This window comes from Methylosinus sp. LW4 (assembly GCF_000379125.1).
Taxonomy (GTDB): Bacteria; Pseudomonadota; Alphaproteobacteria; order Rhizobiales; family Beijerinckiaceae; genus Methylosinus.
This window is the reverse complement of sequence record NZ_KB900626.1, coordinates 682,937-704,032: the sequence shown is the minus strand read 5'-3', so window position 1 is coordinate 704,032 and position 21,096 is coordinate 682,937. Positions and strand designations below refer to the sequence as shown.

Genomic DNA, 21,096 nt, shown 5'->3' with positions numbered 1-21,096 from the left:
GTTCACGTCCAAGCTAGATGAAATGGGCTAATCGATGTCCGCCGCCGCAAAGGACAATTTGAATGTAGCGCCGCCGCCGGGCGTCGCCTCGAGGATGACGCCGCCGCCATGCGTTTCCATCAGCTCCTTGACGATTGCGAGCCCGAGCCCGGCGCCGGGCTTGGTATCGGTTTTGCGCCAGAACGGCTCGAAGATCAGCTCGTGATCGGCCGCGGCCACGCCGTCTCCATGATCGATCACGGTTATTGTAGCGTCGCAGTCGACGCGCACGAGCACTGTGCCTCCTTCCGGCTCGGCGCGCAGCGCATTGTCGATGAGATTGCAGATGATGCTTTCCAACGCCTGCCGATCTCCGACGACGACGACCGACGCCGGCGGCGTCTCCAATGCGAGATGGCGCCGGCTCTTGAGCGCCAGCAGCGCATAGTCGTCAACGGCCGCCCGCGCGACCTCGGCGAGATCGACCGAGGTCGCCGCCTCGGGGCGGCCCTGCAAACGCGCAGACGCTAGAAGCTGTTCCACTATCGAGCGAATCCGCCTTGCATCGCGTTTCATGTCGCCGATGAACCCGGCCTCCTCCGGATGGTTCAGGCGTTCGGTGAGAATAGCAACTGGCGTCCGCAACTCATGCGCGGCGTTGGCGAGGAAGCGGCGCTGGCGCTTGATGTCGTCGTCGAGGCGCTCGAGCGCCTCGTTCAACGAGGCGACGAGTGGCCGAATTTCGGATGGCGCTGTGGAGAGCGACAGGCGCCGGTCGAGCGACACGAGATCGATCAGCCTGGTTTGTCCGACGAGTGCATCGAGGGGCGAGAGCCCGCGCTTCAGCGTCACCCATCCGATGATCGCGACGATGACGATCTCAATGAGATGATATCTGATGTCTCCCAGCCCGGCTACATACATCCAGTAAGGAAAGTCACGCCATGACGATGCGTATCCATAAGTCGCGATCTCCAAAGCGCCGTGTCGCGTGTTCGTCATTACGAGCGCTCCTTTGAAATCTGTTCCTGCCTCGCCATCGATCCGATAGGACAGGCTGATCGGCCTGACGCCGTCCTTGGCCTTGATGCGCGACACGAGCTCCGGCGACGATCCTGGCAATTCTGCCGCCGTTCTCGGATCAATGATCGCTATGCGAAGAGACGGCATGAGCTCCATGGACGCCCGCAATTCTGGCGTCGGATCGAGACGCAAAATTCCATCGGGCACACGCGTGACGGACGCCGCCGCCAACGCATGGATTTTCGGAAAGGCGAGGTCGTTCCAATATTCGGGTCCGCCGGGAATCACGCCGAACGCGCCGAGAATATGAACGCAGACATGCGTCACGACATAGCCGGCGACCTGCGCGATCGCGACATAGACCGAAAGCCGCGCCGTGACCGAGCGGAACGGGATCATGCGCCGGCCTCGCTCAAGAGATAGCCGCGCCCTCGCACGAGATGAATCTCGACGCGCGCGTCGGCGTTTTCGAGCCGCTTGCGCAGACGGGAAACCAGCGTGTCGAGCGCACCCGGCGACACGATGTCGTCGAAACCATACACTTCTTCCATCAAAATGGAGCGAGCGACCACGCGGTCGATGCGCAGGATAAGCGATTCGAGGAGGGCGAACTCTCGCTTGTGGAGTTTCATCGGATTTTCGGCCACGCGAAACTGCTGGTCGCCAGGATCGAAGGACAAGGCGCCGGCCGTGATCTCTGGAGACCTCGAGCCGCTCGGCGATCTCAGACGCGCCCGCACGCGCGCCATCAGCTCTTCTCCGTCGAAAGGCTTGACGAGATAGTCGTCGGCCCCCGCGTCCAGCCCTTCCACCCGCTCTCGAGGCGCATCGAGCGCGGTCACCATCATGATGCGCAAGCCCGGCCGCAATACGCGCAAGGCCGGAACCGCCTCCACGCCGTCGCCGTCCGGCAAGCGCCGATCGAGCAATGTCAGCTGATAGGGAAATTGCTTCAGCGCTTCGAGAGCGTCGGCGAGATTGCCGACATGGTCGCAAGCATAGCCGGCCTTCTCCAGCCTCTTGCCGATGAGCCGAGCCATATCGGCCTCGTCTTCGACGATCAGAATTCGCATTCGCGCGCTACCCGGCCGCGGCGGACGCGGCACAAACCCCGGCAGAGACTAGACCGCGAACTCTCGCCTCGCCACCCGAGGGGCTTCTTTCTGGAAACTTTCCGAAGCCTTCAGCTTGGCAGATTGGTGTAAGGTTCATCAGCGTAACCATGGCTGTCATGATCGGCAGCCGCGCCTCCAAGGGTTTGGCGAGCCGGACGAAAATCTCGCCGGAGGCCATGTCTGATGTCTGTTCTGCTTCGTCATGCGATTTGGGCCGCCGCCGCATCTCTGCTGACCACGACCGTACTCTCGAACGATCCCGCCTTCGGGCAACAGACGGCGTCGTCGGTCTTGCCCGCCGTGAGGGTGGAGGCGCCGCAGCCGAAGCCGCAGCAAAGAGCCGCTGCCCGCGCCGTCGCGCGAGCGGCGAAGTCGCGTCCGGCTCGCGCGCCATCGCGCGTCGCGCCGAGAAACGAAAGCGCTTCGGCGACGACGAGAGGCGGTCCCACGACAGTCGGCGGAGGACAAAGCGATGCGGCGACGGGCGTGCAAGGCTATGTCGCGAGCCGGAGCACGGCCGGAACCAAGACGAATGCGTCGATTCTCGAGGTTCCGCAGTCGATCTCCGTCGTCACGCGCCGACAGATGGAGGTGCGCAATGTGCAGCGTGAAGGCGAGGCGTTCCGCTACACGGCAGGCGTCTTCGCGGAGCCTTATGGCGCTGACTCGCGTCCGCTGTTCGACGCGCCGATCATTCGCGGATTCGATGCGACCACCAATGGGCTTTATCGCGACGGCTTGCGCGAGGCCAATGGCGTGTGGGGACGCTTTCTCACAGAGTTCTATGGCCTCGAGCGCGTCGACGTGCTCAAAGGGCCGTCCTCGGTGCTCTATGGGCAAGGAGGTCCCGGCGGCGTCATCGACAAGGTCACGAAGAAGCCCACAGACAATGCGCGGGGTGAAGTCTACATGCAGGGCGGAACCTTCGATCGCAAGCAAGGGGCCGTGGATTTCAGCGGCCCGTTGGACGCGGACAAACGATTTCTCTACCGCATCGTCGGCATGGTTCGCGACAGCGAGACGCAGTTCAGATATGATGGCGACAAGTCAGTTCCCGACATTCGCCAATATGTGGCGCCGTCTTTGACGTGGCGGCCGACGGATGACACCAGCCTGACCATTCTGGGAGACTGGCTGCACAATAGATCCGCCGGTCCTTTCACCCTCACATTCGCAAATCAGAGCTACACGCGGATCATGACCGGCGATCCGAGCTTCAATAAGAGCGACGTCACGCAAGGAACGGTCGGCTATCGCTTCGAGCACAAGCTCGGCGACGCGATCACGTTTCGGCAGAACATGCGCTACGGCGCTCACGATCTGCAATACAACAATATGACCGCCTCCAGCATCACCGCGACCGGAATCGTCAATCGCAGCGCCACTATGATCGACGAGCAAATCTATTCCTTCGCGCTCGATAATGCGGCCGAGACGAAATTCGCCACGGGGCCGCTCGAGCATACGGCGTTGGCGGGAATCGATTATCAATCGGCGACCTACACGACGCGCACGCGCGCCGGCGGCGGACCAACGCTCTCCTTGGTCTATCCCGTCTATGGGCAGCTCGTGACGCAGCCGACGACCGTCACGAGCTATTCGCATCAGACGGCGACGCAGCTCGGATTCTATGGCCAGGACCAGATAAAATTCGACAATTTCGTGCTGACCATCGGAGCGCGGTACGACGACGCCCGCTCGACGACGACGAATTATCGCACCAGCGCAGTCGCCATCAAGACCGATAATGAGCCGAGCTATCGCGTCGGACTGAATTATCTCTTTGCCTTCGGTCTCGCCCCCTATGTCGGCTATTCGCGCGCTTTCCTTCCGACGGCGGGAACGGATTTCGGCGGCAATCCCTTCAAGCCGACTTTCGCCGAACAGATCGAAGGCGGCCTCAAATATCAGCCGCAAGACTTTCCCGGCATGTTCGCGATCGCCTATTTCGATCTCACGCAGCAGAATGTGTTGACGCCGGACCCTGCGCGCCCGGCGACGACCTATAAAGTGCAGACGGGCGAGGTGAATTCGAATGGCCTCGAGGTCCAGGCGACGCTCAATCCGATCCCAGGCCTCGACATCGTCGCCGCCTATACGCACAATCCTGTCCGAGTGACCAAAGACAACGCGAATTCGCAGGGCGTGAGCTTCATCGGCCGGCGCCCGGCCTATATCGCCAAAGACTATGGCTCCCTATGGGCCGACTATACGATTCAGGATGGGAGCGCGAGAGGCTTCGGCATAGGCGCAGGCGTGCGCGCCATCGGCCCGACTTATGCGGACTCCGCCAACACGGTGCAGAACAAGGGCTACACGCTGGTCGATCTCACCCTGCACTATGAACCGAAACACATTCCCGAGCTCGAGCGCTTCAGGTTGCAATTGAACGTCAATAATTTGCTGGACAGGCTGCACATCGTCTGTACAGCGACGACGAATTGCCAATGGGGCGCAGAGCGATCGATCGTCGGAACGTTGTTCTATCGTTGGTGACCCTGGCCCTGGCGATCGAAGCACGCGCCACGATCATCCGGTCCCCGGGCGAGGCATTTTGAATTGGGTTGAGGTCGGGAATTACCGCGCCATCGTGGGTCACGCGATCTTTTCCAACAACGATCCAGAAGCCGGTCGGCGACGGCCGCCGGATTCACCGCCTCATCACGTTGTTCGCGCTGCAATCGGACGTGGAAAATTTGGTGCGCCCGGAAGCGATGCATGAGCCGGCCTCGAAAGTGAAGTCATGGACGCCGCCGCGCCGCGGGGGATTCGTCGTGACGAACGTCCGCGACATCTAGGGAAAGCGGACCTCCGATCGTCGGCGACGAATGGCTGGTTATGGCGCCACGTAGCCGTTCGGGACGGTGAACGTGCAACTCTGACCCACGCGGACCTTGCCATCACTACGGGCGTGGCCTCGGCCGCTCGATAGCGTATAGAGGCAGCGGAACGTCAATTTCCGCTCGTCCCGAAGCACCCTCATCCTTTCGAGGGCTTCGCCCGCTCCATCGAAAGCGCGGCGATCACGGGAGCCGCCACCGCGCGCGCCGCTGCGGCCGCCGCGTCGCCGTCGCGACGCTCGATCGCATCGATGATGATGGCATGGACGTCGAGCCCCGGATTGGGGAGGTCTCCTTCGTCCAGCGCCTCCGACATATAGACGCGCACGGAGCCCGCGAAATAGCGATAGAGCTCGGCGAGCGCCGCATTGCCCGACATGCGCGCGATAGCTCCGTGGAACTCTATGTCAGCGTCGACGAAATCCTCACGCGCCACATGGTCCCTGCGTTCGCCGCGCCGGCTCAGCAGCTCTCTCAAGAATGCGACGTCGGCCTCCGAGCGGTGCGTCGCGGCGAGCCGAGCCGCCTCGGCTTCTAGCATCGCCCGTAGTTCATAATGCTCTCGCAGGCTGGAGCGGCCGATCCGGCGCATCGTCTCGGCCGCATCCACATTCGTTCGCACATAAGTGCCGTCGCCCTGGCGGACTTCGAGAACCTCAGCGTGGGAGAGAACGCGGATCGCCTCGCGCACCGTGTTCCGGCCCACATTGAGCATGTCGGCGAGCTCCTGTTCGTTGGGGATCTTCGAGCCGACTTTCCAAGCGCCGCTTTCGACCTGAGCGCGGATCAGATCGATCGTGGACTCGACGAGCGAACGCCGAGGCGCCTGCGGAATCGTGGTCGGGGACGACATATTCGACCTCATATCAGAAGACGCCGGTCCTCCCCAGTCGATGACGAGGCGGTCTGGAGCTTGACGGCGGCAGATAAACATAGGATGATCCTATCAACCTATGAATAGAATGTCGAAGCCTCGCATGGGGAGTCGATATCGAGACGACTCGGGATTAAGCGTCCCGGCTCGACGCGATCGGGTCGGAAAAGGCGCCGGGAGGAGTCTGCCGCAGAAGCAGACGGGCAAAAGGGACGACGATCATGGCTTCGGCGGGCGACAACAATCTTTTTACCGGCCCTATCGGCGAGGAATATGATTTCCTTCCGATGATCTGCCCCAACATCGTGACGGTGACGACGAATCTCGGCGCGACTGTCGCAGCCTGGCGGCCCGGCGCCGCCCTACGGGGACTGGAGATCGGCTGCGGCACGGGAACCAGCACGCGCTCGCTGCTCTCGCAGCGTGATGATCTGAACCTTCTGGCGGTCGACGCCTCGCCGGCGATGTTGAATCAGGCGCGCGAAAATCTCGCCTCCTATGCCCGCGCCGGCCGCGTCGAATTCATCGAGAGCGATGCGCTCGTCTATCTGAGAGCGCTGCCCGACGAGAGCATCGACCTCGTCGCCTCCAATTACGCCATCCATAATTTCGATCATCGCTACAGGCGTGAGCTCTTCGCGGAGATCCTGCGAGTCCTCGAGCCGGGCGGCCTGTTCGTCAACGGCGATCGTTTCGCGCTGGATGATTACGCTCTTCAGCTCGCATCCACCCAGGCGGACGTCCGCAACATGTTCAAGGTCTTCGGCGAGGCGAAGCGCTACGATCTCCTCGAGGATTGGATCGTGCATCTCTTCAGCGACGAATCCGCCAGTCGTCTCATGTATTCTTCGGCGACTCTATCGACAATGCGCGCTCTCGGATTCGCCGATGTGCGGTCGAATTATCGCGAGGGCGTCGATATGCTGGTGACGGCGACGAAGCCTTCGAGCGCGGCGCGCGACATCGATTGATCGGAACAGACCCATGACAATCCAAACCCGTCCTCTGGCGTCCGACGAAATCGAAGCGTTGCGCGGTCTCTCTCGTGAACAGGCGAAGACGCTGGCGCTCGCGTCTCTCGGCGGCGCGCTCGAATATTATGATTTCATCGTCGGCGTTTTCTTCGCCAAGACCCTCGCCGCGGTCTTCTTCCCGCATGACAGCCCGCAATGGCTCTCGCAGCTCCAGGTCTTCGGCATTTTCGCCGCCGGCTATCTCGTGCGCCCGATCGGCGGCGTCGTCTTCGCGCATTTCGGCGACCGCGTCGGCCGCAAGAGAATGTTCGCGCTCGGCCTCTTCCTGATGGCATTTCCCACGCTGTTGGTCGGCCTGACGCCCGATTACCAGACGATCGGCTTCGCCGCTCCGCTCCTCTTCCTGTTCTGCCGGCTGCTGCAAGGGCTGTCGGTGGGCGGAGAAGTGCCCGGCGCATGGATCTTCTGCGCCGAGCATGTCCACAAATCCCGAGTGGGCTTCGCCTGCGGGCTGCTGATGGGCGGGCTTTGCTGCGGAATATTGATGGGCGCGCTCACCGCCAAAATACTGACGGCGAGCCTCGCCGCCGATGATCTCGTCGCCTGGGGCTGGCGCATTCCTTTTATCCTCGGCGGCGTCTTCGGCCTGATCTCGGTCTATCTGAGGAAGCATTTGCGAGAGACGCCTGTCTTCGAGGCGCTTCGTGAACGACGTGTCGCTGACGCCCGACTACCGATCTCGCTCGTCTTCACGCGCTGCAAGAGCGAGGTTCTCGTCTCCATGGCCGCGACCTGGGTATTCGCCGGCGTCTTCGTGACCTATTTTCTCTATTTGCCCACCTATCTTCAGTCGCAATTCGACTATCGGGCGGCGGATGTCTTCACCGCCAACTGCTGGTCCATAACGCTACTGATCCTCGGCAGCGTCTTCGTGGGCCGCGTGACGGATATCATCGGCGGCGGGAAAGCCTATGCGATCGGCGGCGCTGCGATGACGGCGGTTGTCGCCGCGCTCGGCTTCTCCCTCGGCAACGGCGGCGCATGGACGCTGCATCTCTATGCGATCGGCGGTTTCGCGATAGGGACGATCACGCTCACCCCCTATCTGATCATCCGCAGCTTCCCGCCCGAACTGCGATTCACGGGATTCGCTTTGTCCTACAACACGGCCTACGCCGTCATCGGCGGAACGACGCCGCCTTTGATGGCGTTCCTGGTAGGAGAGCGCGCCCTTGCCATGGCGCCCATCTATTACATGTCGGCACTCTGCCTGTTCGGCGCGGCAATCGGCTTGCTACGGAGCGAAAGGTGAGGCAATAGGCTTATAGCGGAGGCGCCTCGGCTCGAACGTCCACTCCTCCGCATCCTTACAGTAAACGAACGTGAAAGTTGGCCCCAAAGCGGGCCCGTCGCGCCCGAACGGCGAACGACTGGTTTTTTCGGCGGCAGACATTCCCTCGCCGTTCAAGCGCTGTTGCGGCTCTGCCACAGTGAATGGATTTTCGTCTCGCTTCCTGTTGTCTGCCTTGACTACCGATGGGCTTCAGCGGTTCCGTGGGCGCATGGACAAGCTCGCGCCCTGGTCGAAGGGGATAGCCCGCGCGTTGCTCGCGGGGCTCCTGGCGTGGGCCCTCGTCATGCAAGGCGCGGCGGGAGCCGTTTTGTCCCGAGCCGCCGTGGTGGGCGTCTCCTCTGGAGACCTCGATCGTTGCGTCGCCGCCGATCATGCCGACGAGCACAGGCATTCTCGAGGGCCGCACGCCTCTTGCTCCTGCTGCATTCCTTGCCGCTCTGGCGATCTCGACGAGCTCACCGGCTTTCTCTCGGACTTGCCGAAGAACGTCGGCCTTTCATTTCCGGCCTCTGAAGCCTTTCTCGCCGGCGCGCTCCCGATCGTCGAAGCAGCGCCGCCCGCCGGCTGGATCAGCTCCTGGTCGTCGCGCGCTCCGCCGATGGTTTGACTGCGCGAGGCAATCACAACGCCTCCTGGCCTCAGCAAACGGCCGCTTCTCATTTTGAATATCCGCCCGCCCCTCGGAGCGCTGAATCGACGGTCGCACGCCCGACCTCGGCTAGCGATTCGATATGTCGCCGGAAACCGCATATGCCGGATAAGAAATCAGCTTGGTTCCACGAGCTGTTCCTGCGCAACAGGCATGGATTGCTCCGATATCTGACGCGCCGGGTGGGCCGCGAGGACGCGTCCGATCTGTTGCAGGAGACATTCGTTCGCGCGCTCCGACGCGGCGAATTCGACGCCATCGCCGATCCGCCGGCGTTCCTGCGACAGGTCGCGGTCAATCTCACCCGTGATTTTGCGCGGCGCCGCTCGACCGAGGCCGCATGCCTCGAATTCGGCGATGCCCCGGTGGAGGCGCCGTCCGGCGCCGTCCCGGCCGACGAACGACTGGCGCTGGAAGAAAAGAAGCGCAGATTGCGCGCCACCGTGGAAACGCTGCCGCCACGATGCCGGGAAGTGTTCGTGCTGTTCATGTATGAAGGCTTGCCCGTGGAGGAGATCGATCGCGTCGAGACTGGGGATCGCCCGAAATACGGCGCATAAGCACATGCGCCTCGCCCTTCAGCGCTGCCGCGCGGCCTTGGATTGATTTTTTCCATGAGACCGCCCTTTTTCCCCGCCGGCGCGTCGTACTATATGCGAGCGTCTGCTTGCCCCACGCGCGGAGCGCGTGGCGAAGCGCAGCCGATCGGGCGGTCGTCGAGATGAACGAAAGCAACGGCAATTCACGCGGTGAAGACCCGCGCGACGCGGCCATCGAGTGGTGGCTGCGGAGAAAGAACCGTGCGCCGACGAGCTGCGAGCAGACGGAATTCGAGGCTTGGCTCGCAGCGGATACGGCGAACCGGGCAGCTTTCGATGATATCTCGGACATGTGCGGGCATTTGATCGACATGGATCCCGCTCAGTCCAAAGGACTCGTAGGCGTCCGAACGGGGCGGAGTCGGCGTCTCCCGGCGGCGGCGCTCGTCGCGGCGTCGGTCGCCTTCGCGGTCTTCTTCGACGACTTGTCCTTATTCCTGCGCTCCGATTATCGCGCCGGAACGGGAGAGACCAAGCGCATCACGCTCGAGGATGGCTCGCGCGTCGAGCTCGACTCCCGATCGGCGATCGCGGTTCGTTATAGCGCCGGCGAGCGGCGCCTCGCCCTTCTCGCGGGGGAAGCGTGGTTCGAGGTCGCGCCCGATCGCTCCCGCCCCTTCGTCGTCGAAGCGGCCGGCGGCTCGACGACGGCGCAGGGCACGGCTTTCGACGTCGCGGTCGTGGACGCGCAGGCGCGCGTGACAGTCACCCAGCATCGCGTGTCGGTCGCGAGCGGGGGGCGGAAGGTGATCGTCGATGAGGGTCAGCAGAGCGCCTATGCGACAAACGGCGCGGTGCAGCCGGCGGAGCCCGCCAATGTCGAGCGCGTCACCGCCTGGCGGCGCGGCCGGCTGATGTTCGAGGACAGGCCGCTCGGCGAGGTGATCGAGGCGCTCGGACGCTACCATCGCGGCTTCGTCTATTTCGCCAATCCAGCGCTGCGGGCGCGCCGCGTCACCGGCATTTTCGGCGCGGACGATCCACTCTCGGCGCTGGAGGAAGTCGAAGCCTCGCTCGGACTACATGCGGTGAATCTCACCAACTACCTGATACTTATATATGAGTGACTTTCGCTGAGCGCTGACGCCGTTTGCTTCGCCACGCCCGCGAAAATTTTTTCTCCTTTTTCGACGATCGACTGCCCCGATTCCCGATTGCTGCGTCAATCCCAGTGAGGGGCGTTTCGCCCCAAGCGAAATGCGGGGATGCGGCAATGTCGAAACCGGGACTGCGGAACGAGATCCAGGGCGCGGGCAAAGGAGCGATGGGATCAACTCTGGCGATCACAGCCATGGGGGTCGTTGCCTTCGGGGCGGGAGCGTCGGATTCGCCGGCGCAGGCTTCCGTTTCGCCGCAGGAACGGGCCGGCTGGGTGCAGAGCTATCGGATTGCGCCCGGGCCCTTGGCCGCGGCGCTGAACAGCTTCGCCGACGCGAACGGCCTCCATGTGCTCTATGACTCCTCGGCCACGCTGGGGCTGAAGACGGAGGGGCTCTCCGGCGCCTATTCCGTGAAGGACGGGTTGGAGCGTCTGCTCGCGGGCTCCGGTCTCTCCTATCGCATGGCGGCCACTAGCCGCACCGTGACGATTGTATTGGCGCAGGCGGACAATGGCGTGCGCAGCGACGCCTCTGGCGCGACGCCGCTGCCGACAATTGATGTGGGCGCGGCGGAGAAAGAGCGGCCCATGAGTGGGACGGGCGGCGCGCCGCAGGGGCCGGGCGACCGCTACACTGGGTATAATTCTCAGAGCGCGTCGCAGACGTTGAAGACAGACACGCCGCTCCTCCAGACACCAATATCTGTCCAGGTCGTGACGCGTCAGACGATGGACGATCAGCAGGTGATCAGCGTGAAGGATGCGATCGTCGGCAACGTCAGCGGCGTAACGCTGCTGCCGAATTTCCTCGAACAGTACAAGGTGCGCGGTTTCGCCAACGCGGCGAATTCCTACAAGAATGGATTGCTCGAATACGGCATGCGAAACCTCGACACGACCAATCTCCAGTCGATCGATGTGCTGAAGGGCCCGGCGGCTATGCTCTATGGGCGCGTGGAGCCCGGCGGAATCATCGATCTCGTCGTGAAACGGCCGCTCGAAACGCCCTATTATTCCGTCCAGCAGCAAGTGGCGTCTTTCAGCGGCACGCGGACGACGATCGACGCAACCGGCCCAGTAATCGCCGACAAGAGTGTGCTCTATCGCCTCAATGCCGAATATTACAGCATCGATTCCTATCGAAATTTCGTCACTGACAAGAACTTCTTCATCGCTCCCACCATCACGCTCCATCCGATCGAACAATTTCGGATGAATATCGATTTCGAATATCAGCGGCGAGACAATGTCGACGACTACGCCTTGCTGCCGGCCGTGGGTGGAGGGCCTGCCTATCTCCCGCTCGACCGCTATCTCCAGGAGCCTTCGCTCACGACATGGCTGCACGACAATGTGGAGCGCAGACGCATCGCTTACGACTGGACCTACCGATTCGACGAGGATTGGAGTCTGACGAGCAAGCTCGCCTATTCGAATTTCGGTTATCGTCTCACCGATAGTTTCGGCTCGAGCTTCAATCCGGCCACCGGCGTGCTGACGCGCACGATGAATTACTTCACCGGAAACACCACCAAGAACTTTGTGACGAGCCTCGACCTCAAAGGCAAATTCGAAACCGGTCCCCTCAGCCATTCGATATTGGTAGGTCTCGACTATTTCAACACGTCCACGCCTCTCTACAACGTGTACTCCTATGGCATCAGTCCGATAAACATCTACTCACCAAGCTATTGGAATATAGAGAATCCTTTCCGGGGGCAGACATTTCGAGTGCTCGGTCAGAGTTGGAAGGGGATATATGGTCAGGACATGATATCCTTCCTCGACGATTCCGTGCATGTTCTGCTCGGAGGGCGATACGACTGGGCAGAATACGGAATCAACTCCAACGCCACCTCGCCGTATATGGCGCAGGCGACCTATGCGCTCCAATACGCCAAGGCGTTCAGTCCGCGCGTCGGCATTGCCTATCAGCCGACACCATGGTTGACGCTCTACGGCAATTTCAGCCAGTCCTTCGGCACGAACAACGGCTTCAACCAGGGCGTCACGGCTCTCGATCCACAAAAGGGCGAGCAATATGAAGGCGGCCTCAAGGCCGAATTCTTCGACAAGCGCCTTTCGTTGACGATGTCCTATTTCGACCTGACGAAAACCAATATTCCGACGCCGGACCCGACCATCGCCGGCAATACGCTGCTGATCGGCAAAGCGCGCAGCCAGGGCTTCGAATTCGATCTCACGGGCCGCGTCGACGACAATTGGAGCATCATCGCGAACTACACGCATGACGATGTGCGCACGGTCATCGGATCGCCACTGAATCCCCTGACGGAAATAACGACGCAACGTCCGGTCGCCGGCTTCAAACTCGCGGGAAGTCCACGAAACTACGGCAATCTCTGGATCAAATATGATGCGGACGGAGCGTTTCGCGGTTTGAGCCTCGGAGCGGGAGTGTTCGTCTCGGAAAGCTCGTTCGGTGACAACGCCAATTCTTTCGTCTTGCCGGGCTATGCACTGCTCAACGGCATGATCGCGTATACGACAAAGATCGAGGGCTACAACGTCACCGCTCAGCTCAATGTCAGGAACATAACTGATGTGGTCTATTATCCTTCCTCGACCGATCGCTACACGATACAGACCGGAACGCCCCGCACTTTCCTCGGCTCGTTACGCGTAGAATTCTGAGCCGCCTTCGGCGGCATGCTCCAGATGAGTGCGCCGCCGCTCGGCCACGGTGTCGATTTCCGTCGAGATTTGACCCAGGATTTCCATTGAGAAGTGACCCGGGTTGAAGATGGCTTGTGGGTCAGTCGGTCTTCACTTTCCAATCATTCCGGCCCGCCATTGCGGCACCATATGCAAAGAAGTTAGTCATCACACGGCAAGATCGAAGTCAAATAATACACACAGCAATCGTTAGTTGCATGGATGCCCTCTGCGACGACGGGCTGACGATCGTGATGACGACGCATCACCCACATCGCGCTCTCCCTTCGCCGACGTGGCGCTATCGCTCGCCACTGAAGCGCGTCGACGTCGAGCATTACGAACGCGAGACCGCGACGAACGCGCCGATCCTCATTCTGGCCAAGACGGCCCGCGATCATTCGCAAAGGACCGTGGGAGCCGAGTAAGAGACGCGAGAATGGTCGACGATCCTCCGCTCGACGCGCCGCTCGAGAAACATTCCGCTGCGCAGGCACCGGTCGTCCGGCCGGCCTAGCCGCGCCCTTTGGCGATCGGACACGCCCTCGACGCGCATATGGCAATATTGATCAGCTTTATCGTTTACATCGTCGACAAGCCCACGCCTCTCGGAGATGTGCGCGCAGAGGTGCGAGAGGGCGCCGACGAAGCGCCGCGCATATCCAACGCCGCTTTTGCCGCGTCGGTCTCGGCGGAAATCAACAGCCACAAGCATTATCCTCTGAGCGCCCGCCAAAATAGCACGACCGGCTCCGTCGGCGTCGTCTTCACGATCTCCCGGCAGAGGTGATATTTATCTGGTTTATATAAGAAGATAGCACTCCCCTGTGCGTCGTAGGGCACGCGCATTCTCTCATCGCCGACTCGTTCAATAAGAAGTTTTGCAAATTTCAAACAAGGACTCTGTCACATGCAGGGATGCTTACTATTTTAGCGCCATTGGGCGCCGATCCTGGCGTAAAAACGGGCCGAAAGCCTGCCGTTTCAGCATTGCGTGAATTTGCATTCGTAATGTAACCTTAGCACATAGCAAAGGCTACGTTGGTTGAAAGCCTCGAAAAGCGCCTGCGACGCGTCCGAGTCGACACTCAGAGACTGCTCGAGGTTGCCTCGGCTTGCTTCGATACGGGGGATTTATGCGTTCGAGCTGCAATGCAAGACAAAAAGCGCAAGCACATCCAGCGATGCTCGATCCCATCTCCTTTGGACGACCTGCGCGCTCCATGGGGGCGCTTTCCGCGACGACGGCAATTGCCGCCATCCTCGCTCTACCCAGCTTCTCCCTCGCCAATCCGACCGGCGGCGTCGTGGTCGATGGCGCGGCGACCATCTCCTCCACGACCAACGTCACCAACGTCGTCCAATCGACCAATCGCGCCATCATCAATTGGCAGGGCTTTTCGATCGGCGCCGGCGAGACAGTGAATTTCTTGCAGCCCACGGCGATGTCGGTGACGCTGAACCGCGTCGTCGGCAATGAGCAGAGCGTCATATCCGGCGCTCTCAACGCCAATGGCAAGGTGTTTCTCGTCAACTCCAACGGCATATTGTTCGGCAAGGACGCCCAGGTGAATGTCGGCGGACTCGTCGCCTCGACGCTCGATATTTCCAATGCCAATTTCATGGCCGGAAATTACATCTTCTCCGGCTCCTCCGCCGCCGCGGTCGTCAATAAGGGCACGATCAACGCCGCGGACGGCGGCTATGTCGCGCTGCTCGGCAAGACCGTCTCCAATGAAGGAACGATCAAGGCGAAGCTCGGCACGGTCGCACTCGCCTCCGGTGAGCAGATGACGCTCAATTTCGAGGGCGATTCGCTCATCGACGTCACCATCGACAAGGGGACCTATAACGCGCTCGTCGAGAACAAAGGGCTGATCAAGGCCAATGGCGGCCAGGTGGTTCTGACCGCTAAAGCGGCGGACGATCTGCTCTCGGCGCAAGTGAACAATAGCGGGATCATCAAGGCGCGAACCCTCGCCGATCTGACCGGCGGCTCCACATCGAGCGGCGGCTCGGTGAAGGTCGGCAAGATCAAGCTGCTGGCGCAGGGCGGCTCCGTCAATGTGACCGGCAAGCTCGACGCCTCGGCGCCCAAGGGCGGCGACGGCGGCATGATCGAGACGTCCGGCAACAAGGTGACGATCGCCGACAGCGCGACCATCACGACCGCGGCGGCCAATGGCGCGACCGGCAGCTGGATCATCGATCCAGATGGGTTCACCATCGGCCTCGGCGGCGACATCACCGGCGCGGCGCTGACCACGCAGCTCGCCACGAACAATGTCACAATATCGTCGACGAGCGGCAAGGGCGGCGACGGCAATATTTATGTGAATGAGGCGGTGAGCTGGTCGGGCAACACGCTCACTTTGACGGCGACCAATAATATTTTCGTCGACAATGTGATGACGGCGACGGGGACCGCCTCTTTCGCCGCCAATTACGGAACCGGCTTCAATGCGGACGGCTCGCCCAAGGGGCTCTACACGCTGATGGGAGTGAGCGCTGGGGCCTACACCTATGCCGGCAAGATCAATTTCAGCGGCACGGGCGCGGTGACGCTGAATGGCGACGCCTACACCGTCATCAGCAACGCCGCGGGATTCGCAGCGGTGGCTAATAATCTGGGCGGGCGCTTTGTGCTCGGCGCCGATGTCAGCTTCGGGAAGACGCTCGGCGAGACGAGCGTCTTCACCGGAACCTTCAACGGCTTCGGCCATTTGTTCAATTCACCTTCGCTCTCTGCGACCGGCCTGTTCGGGATCGTCGGCGCCGGCGCGACCATCAGCAATCTTGGCCTGTCCGGCGGATCGGTCGGCGGCGTCGCAGCCGCGAAATCGGCGGTCGGCGCGCTCGCCAATGTCAATCGCGGGACGATCGTCGACAGTTTCGCCGCAATGAATGTCGCCAATACCAATGTCGCCATCGCGGGCGGCCTCGTCGGCGATAATTTCGGCTTGATCGCGCAGAGCTATTCCGCCGGCAATGTCTTCACGATCGGAATCAGCGGCGGCCTCGTCGGCGTGAATGAGGCGAGCGGCAAGATCGTCGACAGCTTCACTCGCCTCAATTCGGCGAACACTGGCCTCATTTTCTCGCAGGACACCACCACCCCGACCTACGCCGGCGGCTTCGTCGGCGTAAACGCCGGCGAGATCGATCGATCCTACACTATCCTCACCTTGCGACTGAACGATGCGACCTCCATCGCCGGCGGCTTCGTCGGCAAGAACACCGGCGTCATCGATCAGTCCTATGTGTTAGCCCCGCCATTATCCACCCTCTATGCGCAAGGGCCTCACGTCGGCGGCTTCGTCGGCGAGAACGCCGGCAGCATCACCAATTCCTACACCAACGCGCTCAACACCACCAATGCCTCCGCTGTCTGGACTGCGGGATTCGCCTATAAGAACTCGGGTGCGATCAGCAATGTCTATGCGATGGAATATTCGGCCAATAGCGGCTCGACGCCGCTTTATGGCTTTGTGCTCGACAATACCGGCGGCACGATCAGCAACGCCTATTGGTCGGCGACCAGCGCCTCCGGCGCCACTGTCCCCACCGACAGCTCCAGCGCCAAGAGCCTCACCGCGACACAGGCCGTGACCTCCGCGAGCTATATCGGATTCGACTCGTCCATCTGGGCGGCCTCGACCTCCGGCTTCCCGATACTGGCGCAAATCCCCGTCTATGTGGCTACGACCACGGCGCCGTCCTATGGCTCGGCTACTTCCTCTGCCACGACCCTGTCGCTGACGACGCTCGGCTTGCAGGGTGGCGGCGGGACGCTCACCACCGTTGATAGCGCCGCCTCGACGACCAATAACCCCTTCACCGCAGCGACGAGCAATGGCTTTGTCGACGCCGGCGCCTGGAACGCCTCGAGCCTATTGTCATCCGTCTACAAGAATGTGAAAGGCGTTGTGACGATCGCGCCGAAGGCGATTACCATCTCGAGCGCCGTGGCCGATAAGGTCTATGACGGCGCGACATCCGCGACCTTGGTAAGCGGCGTCGCCAATGGCGGCCTTGTCGGTCTCGTCGGCAATCAGACGCTGAACATCAATTACACCTCCGCGGCTTTCGCGGATAAGAACGCCGGAACCGGCAAGACGGTCAACATCGCCTATACGTTGGCCGACGGAGCCAGTGGCGGCAAGGCGAGCAATTATTCCGTCGCCAAGACGACGACGGCGACGATCGGCCAAAAGCCCATTACCGCGACCGTCGCCGGACAAAACAAGGTCTATGACGGCACGACGGACGACACGATCAGCTGGGCGTTGCCCGGCACGGTCGCCGGCGACAGTCTCGCTCTCTCCTATGCGACGCCGCAATTTTCCGACAAGAATGCAGGAACTGGAAAAGCCGTCACCGTCGCCGGCCTCACGCTGACGGGGACCGACGCCGGCAACTATCTGCTCCAGAGCACGACCGCGCAGACGATAGCCAATATCGCGCCGCTGCCATTGACGATTTATGGAACGAAATCCGTCGACGGCTCCGCCACGATCAACGGCGGCAATCTGACAGCGATGAATCTTGTCGCGGGCGATTCGGCCAGCCTCGGCGGCTCTGCGAAGCTCGCCGGCGCAGCGGCCGGCGTGCAGACGATCACCGACTTCAGCGGCCTTACCGTCAGCAATCCGAATTACACGGTCGTCGGCGCCGTCGGCTCGGCGGTGCTCGGCTCGCAGAGCCTGGCGCTCGATCATGTCGTCAGCGGCTCTGTATCGATCGCCACATCCGGCGCGACGACGACGGTCACGCAGACAACCGACCGTGCGATCATCGATTGGTTCCGCTTCTCGATCGCCGCAGGCGAGACGGTGAATTTCGTCCAGCCTTCGGCGAGCTCGGTTGTGCTCAATCGCGTCACCGGCAATGAGCAGAGCGTCATCGCCGGCGCGCTGAATTCCAATGGCCGCGTCTTTATCCTGAATTCGGCTGGCGTGCTGCTCACGGCGGGATCGAGTATAAACGTCGGCGCGCTGGTCGCGAGCACGCTCAACGTCAGCGACGCCAATTTCAACGCGGGCAATTATCTCTTCGTGGCGGCCGGCGGGACCGGCTCGGTGGTCGCTGCGGGCGACATCGTCATCGTCGACGGCGGCTTCCTCGCGCTCGCCAGCAATAATTCTGTCGAGCAATCGGGCAATGTGACGGCGCGCGGCGGCAAGGCTCTGCTCGCTTCGGCGAACACGCTCAATCTGACGTTGAATTCCGCCAATTCGGGATTGAGCAGCTATATTGTCGGCAATCTCGCCGGGACGACGAAGGTCGGCGGCAACATCAATCTCGCGGCGACGAGCGGCAATGGCGGCTTGCTCGAGACCGCGGGCCCGAATATTTCCGTCGCGAATAATCTGTCGTTGAACACGGGCACGAATGGAACATGGTCCTGGACGCAGCCGACCGTGACGATCGGCTCCGGCGGGGTGACGGCGCAATTCGTCGCGGGAACGCTCGCCTCGCGCAATTTCAGCCTGAACGCCATCAATGGCGACATTACGATCAACGATCCGGTGAGCTGGTCCGCGAGCACGACGCTCGGGCTGACGGCGAGCAACAACATCAACATCAACGCCTCTCTCACTGCGACCGGCGCGAGCGCCGGCCTCGCGATGAATTACGGCGGCGACTATAATATTCTCTCGCCCGCGACCTATAGCGGCGTGACTTTCGACTCCAATGGCTATCCGATCCCGCTGCTGGCCCCCGCCGGCACGCAATACGCCAGCGTGACGCTGAGCGGCGCCAACGCCGGCCTGAAGATCAACGGAACCAATTACGCGCTTATCCAGAATGTCGCGCAGCTCGACGCACTCGACGGCCATGACGCCACCGTCCTGCCCGGAACCACGGCGGCGAGCGTCACCGGAAATTATGCGCTGGGGCAGAATATCGATGCGTCTGGGACGACCTACACCGATGCATTGATCGAGAAATTTTCCGGAACGCTGGCCGGCCTCGGCCATACGGTCGCGAATCTGGCGATCAATTCGACAGCGACGGTGAACAATGGCGCGATCTCCAATCTCGGGCTCATTGGTCAGACGACGGCGGGCAGCCTAATTCGCGACATCGGCGTCACCAATGCGAACATCGGCTCGACGGGCACGACGAATGGTGCAGCGGTTAACGGGAGATTTATCGGCGCATTGGTCGGCTCGAATCTGGCGACGATCAGCAAAGCCTACAGCACGGGCTCGATCCGCGGAGATAATGCAGGCGGCCTGCTCGGGCAGAGCGGCTCGGCCAATGGCGTGTTCACGAATATCATGGACAGCTTCTCGACCGCCAATGTCACGGGCAACGGCATCGGCGGACTGATCGGCTATTCACAGTATGAAAATATCTACCGTTCGCATGCGAGCGGCACGATCACTGGCGGAGGCGCAGGTCTCGTCAATTATGCATCGAACACGAACGTATATGATTCTTATGCGACCGGCGCAGTCATCGGCAATGCTAGCACCAGCTCCATGGGCGGATTGATCGGAACGATTCCGAGCAGCTCCGCGCCGACCATTATCAGGAATTCCTTTGCAACCGGAGATGTCACCGGTGGCGCAAGCCTCGGCGGTCTCATTGGAATCATTTCGGCGTCGAGCTCCAACATCACGATCGACAACACTTATGCGACGGGCAATGTCACCAGCCTCCAGAACATCGTTATCAGTACGACGCCGGGCATCGGTGGACTGATCGGCGACATGAGCGTCTTCACCAATTCGGCGATCGTCATCACTAATTCTCACGCCACCGGCAATGTGGGCTTCACAGGCTCCCTCGGGGATGCTGCGGGAGGTCTTGTCGGCTATATTTCGAACAGTGGCGGCAACGCCACGATTTCCAGCTCCTACGCCACCGGCAATGTCACCGGCTCGACGACGGGCGCGGGGACAGGCGGGCTCGTCGGCACCTCCGCCGCAACCATCACCAACTCCTATGCGACAGGCAATGTGACAGGCAACAACAACTCCGGCGGTCTTGCCGGCTCCAGCACGGGCGCAATTTCGAATTCCTACGCCACCGGCAATGTCGTCGCGAATTCGACCGCAGGCGGCCTCGTTGGAACCAACACTAGTGTGGCGTCGATCACGGGCTCCTACGCCACCGGCAATGTCACGTCGAACGGCCTCGGGGTGACGAATGCTGCCGCTAACGCGGCTGGCGGTCTCGTTGGGGCCAATTCGGGCTTCATCGGCAATTCCTACGCGAGTGGCGCTGTGACCAGCGTAGCCGGACAGGCTGGCGGAATCGCCGGCGTCAATTTCAACAACAGCGGCAACCTCAACAGCACGACCGCTGGCGTTATCAACAATAGCTACTTCAATTCGGAGGTCAATCCGGGCCTGAGCCTGACAAATACTCCGACTTTCCTCATCGCCGGTCAGATCGTCGTCGGCAAGGTGACTGGCGGCGGCGGCCTGACGAGTGCGCAGATCAAGGACGCGCCATTCTATATCAACGGCACGATCAACCAGGTATTGGCGGCGCGCACGGCGGCGGCGGATGCCGCCGCTGCCGCCAGGGCGGCGGCCGCTCGTCAGGCCCAGACGCAGCAAGCGGCGAGCGGCGCCGGCAATGTGATCTCCAATCGTGCGGCGGCGCCGACCGCGGCGCCCAACGGGTCGCTCGCCACGGCGGGCAGAGCGGCGGTGGCGGCCGTGCCCCCTGCCGATGTCGACGCCATCATGCAAGGCGTCGAACCCACGCAGACGCCTCTGCCGGCTGTCCGCACGCATGCGCAGCACGCTTCGACGACGAGTGGGCCTCACAAGGTTCGCGCCTCATCGCCGGGCGCCCACTACCGCGCGCGCATTCGCGGCATCGACGTCGACGGCCAGCATTTCGACCTCGGGACAGACGGCAAGAATTCCGCGGCCGCCCCGAAGGCCCAATAAG

Annotated in this window: 13 protein-coding genes; 10 read left to right on the top strand and 3 right to left on the bottom strand. The window is 61.7% G+C overall.

What is annotated here, in order from left to right; all coding sequences use genetic code 11:
• Nucleotides 1-27: 27 nt before the first annotated feature.
• A complete protein-coding gene (locus METLW4_RS0103580; protein WP_018264835.1) occupies nt 28-1,401 on the bottom strand; it encodes a sensor histidine kinase in 1,374 nt (457 codons plus the stop codon).
• The gene (locus METLW4_RS0103575; protein WP_018264834.1) at nt 1,398-2,075 is read right to left on the bottom strand and encodes a response regulator transcription factor; all 678 of its coding nucleotides are present in this window, start codon (nt 2,073-2,075) and stop codon (nt 1,398-1,400) included. The genes METLW4_RS0103580 and METLW4_RS0103575 overlap by 4 nt, the downstream gene beginning before the upstream one ends.
• A gap of 528 nt (nt 2,076-2,603) precedes the next feature.
• Between METLW4_RS0103575 and METLW4_RS23870 the strand changes: the two genes are divergently transcribed.
• Nucleotides 2,604-4,613 (top strand): TonB-dependent siderophore receptor, encoded by a 2,010-nt coding sequence (locus METLW4_RS23870; protein ID WP_157234852.1) that lies wholly within the window; start codon nt 2,604-2,606, stop codon nt 4,611-4,613.
• A gap of 483 nt (nt 4,614-5,096) precedes the next feature.
• Here the strand turns inward: METLW4_RS23870 and METLW4_RS0103560 are convergent, their stop codons facing one another.
• A complete protein-coding gene (locus METLW4_RS0103560; RefSeq protein WP_018264830.1) occupies nt 5,097-5,810 on the bottom strand; it encodes a FadR/GntR family transcriptional regulator in 714 nt (237 codons plus the stop codon).
• A 242-nt stretch (nt 5,811-6,052) separates the two neighbouring features.
• On the opposite strand from METLW4_RS0103560, the gene METLW4_RS0103555 reads away from it, so the two are divergent.
• The 9 genes from METLW4_RS0103555 (at nt 6,053) to METLW4_RS0103515 (ending at nt 21,095) form a co-directional block, all read left to right on the top strand.
• Nucleotides 6,053-6,802, top strand: coding sequence for a class I SAM-dependent methyltransferase (locus tag METLW4_RS0103555; protein ID WP_018264829.1), 750 nt, complete (start codon nt 6,053-6,055; stop codon nt 6,800-6,802).
• A gap of 13 nt (nt 6,803-6,815) precedes the next feature.
• On the top strand, nt 6,816-8,117 hold the full coding sequence (locus tag METLW4_RS0103550) for an MFS transporter (RefSeq protein WP_018264828.1): 1,302 nt from the start codon (nt 6,816-6,818) through the stop codon (nt 8,115-8,117).
• A gap of 349 nt (nt 8,118-8,466) precedes the next feature.
• The gene (locus METLW4_RS0103545; protein ID WP_157234850.1) at nt 8,467-8,766 is read left to right on the top strand and encodes a hypothetical protein; all 300 of its coding nucleotides are present in this window, start codon (nt 8,467-8,469) and stop codon (nt 8,764-8,766) included.
• A complete protein-coding gene (locus METLW4_RS23865; RefSeq protein ID WP_371212313.1) occupies nt 8,763-9,368 on the top strand; it encodes an RNA polymerase sigma factor in 606 nt (201 codons plus the stop codon). The genes METLW4_RS0103545 and METLW4_RS23865 overlap by 4 nt, the downstream gene beginning before the upstream one ends.
• Nucleotides 9,369-9,529: 161 nt before the next feature.
• The gene (locus METLW4_RS0103535; RefSeq protein WP_018264826.1) at nt 9,530-10,474 is read left to right on the top strand and encodes a FecR family protein; all 945 of its coding nucleotides are present in this window, start codon (nt 9,530-9,532) and stop codon (nt 10,472-10,474) included.
• Nucleotides 10,475-10,698: 224 nt separating this feature from the next.
• Nucleotides 10,699-13,161, top strand: coding sequence for a TonB-dependent siderophore receptor (locus METLW4_RS0103530; RefSeq protein ID WP_018264825.1), 2,463 nt, complete (start codon nt 10,699-10,701; stop codon nt 13,159-13,161).
• 239 nt (nt 13,162-13,400) lie between these two features.
• Nucleotides 13,401-13,610 (top strand): hypothetical protein, encoded by a 210-nt coding sequence (locus tag METLW4_RS0103525; protein WP_018264824.1) that lies wholly within the window; start codon nt 13,401-13,403, stop codon nt 13,608-13,610.
• Between the two features lie 128 nt (nt 13,611-13,738).
• Nucleotides 13,739-13,972, top strand: a complete 234-nt coding sequence (locus METLW4_RS27590; RefSeq protein ID WP_198290171.1) for a hypothetical protein — start codon at nt 13,739-13,741, stop codon at nt 13,970-13,972.
• 433 nt (nt 13,973-14,405) lie between these two features.
• Complete coding sequence (locus METLW4_RS0103515) at nt 14,406-21,095, top strand: two-partner secretion domain-containing protein (RefSeq protein ID WP_018264822.1); 6,690 nt, start codon at nt 14,406-14,408, stop codon at nt 21,093-21,095.
• The last annotated feature ends 1 nt before the right edge of the window (nt 21,096 follow it).

Excerpts from the sequence above, each read along its gene's own strand:
- METLW4_RS0103580 (WP_018264835.1), bottom strand. The coding sequence starts at position 1,401 with ATGATCCCGTTCCGCTCGGTCACGGCGCGGCTTTCGGTCTATGTCGCG.
- METLW4_RS0103575 (WP_018264834.1), bottom strand. The coding sequence starts at position 2,075 with ATGCGAATTCTGATCGTCGAAGACGAGGCCGATATGGCTCGGCTCATC.
- METLW4_RS0103560 (WP_018264830.1), bottom strand. The coding sequence starts at position 5,810 with ATGTCGTCCCCGACCACGATTCCGCAGGCGCCTCGGCGTTCGCTCGTC.
- METLW4_RS0103555 (WP_018264829.1), top strand. The coding sequence starts at position 6,053 with ATGGCTTCGGCGGGCGACAACAATCTTTTTACCGGCCCTATCGGCGAG.
- METLW4_RS0103550 (WP_018264828.1), top strand. The coding sequence starts at position 6,816 with ATGACAATCCAAACCCGTCCTCTGGCGTCCGACGAAATCGAAGCGTTG.
- METLW4_RS0103535 (WP_018264826.1), top strand. The coding sequence starts at position 9,530 with ATGAACGAAAGCAACGGCAATTCACGCGGTGAAGACCCGCGCGACGCG.
- METLW4_RS0103530 (WP_018264825.1), top strand. The coding sequence starts at position 10,699 with ATGGGGGTCGTTGCCTTCGGGGCGGGAGCGTCGGATTCGCCGGCGCAG.
- METLW4_RS0103525 (WP_018264824.1), top strand. The coding sequence starts at position 13,401 with ATGGATGCCCTCTGCGACGACGGGCTGACGATCGTGATGACGACGCAT.
- METLW4_RS27590 (WP_198290171.1), top strand. The coding sequence starts at position 13,739 with ATGGCAATATTGATCAGCTTTATCGTTTACATCGTCGACAAGCCCACG.
- METLW4_RS0103515 (WP_018264822.1), top strand. The coding sequence starts at position 14,406 with ATGGGGGCGCTTTCCGCGACGACGGCAATTGCCGCCATCCTCGCTCTA.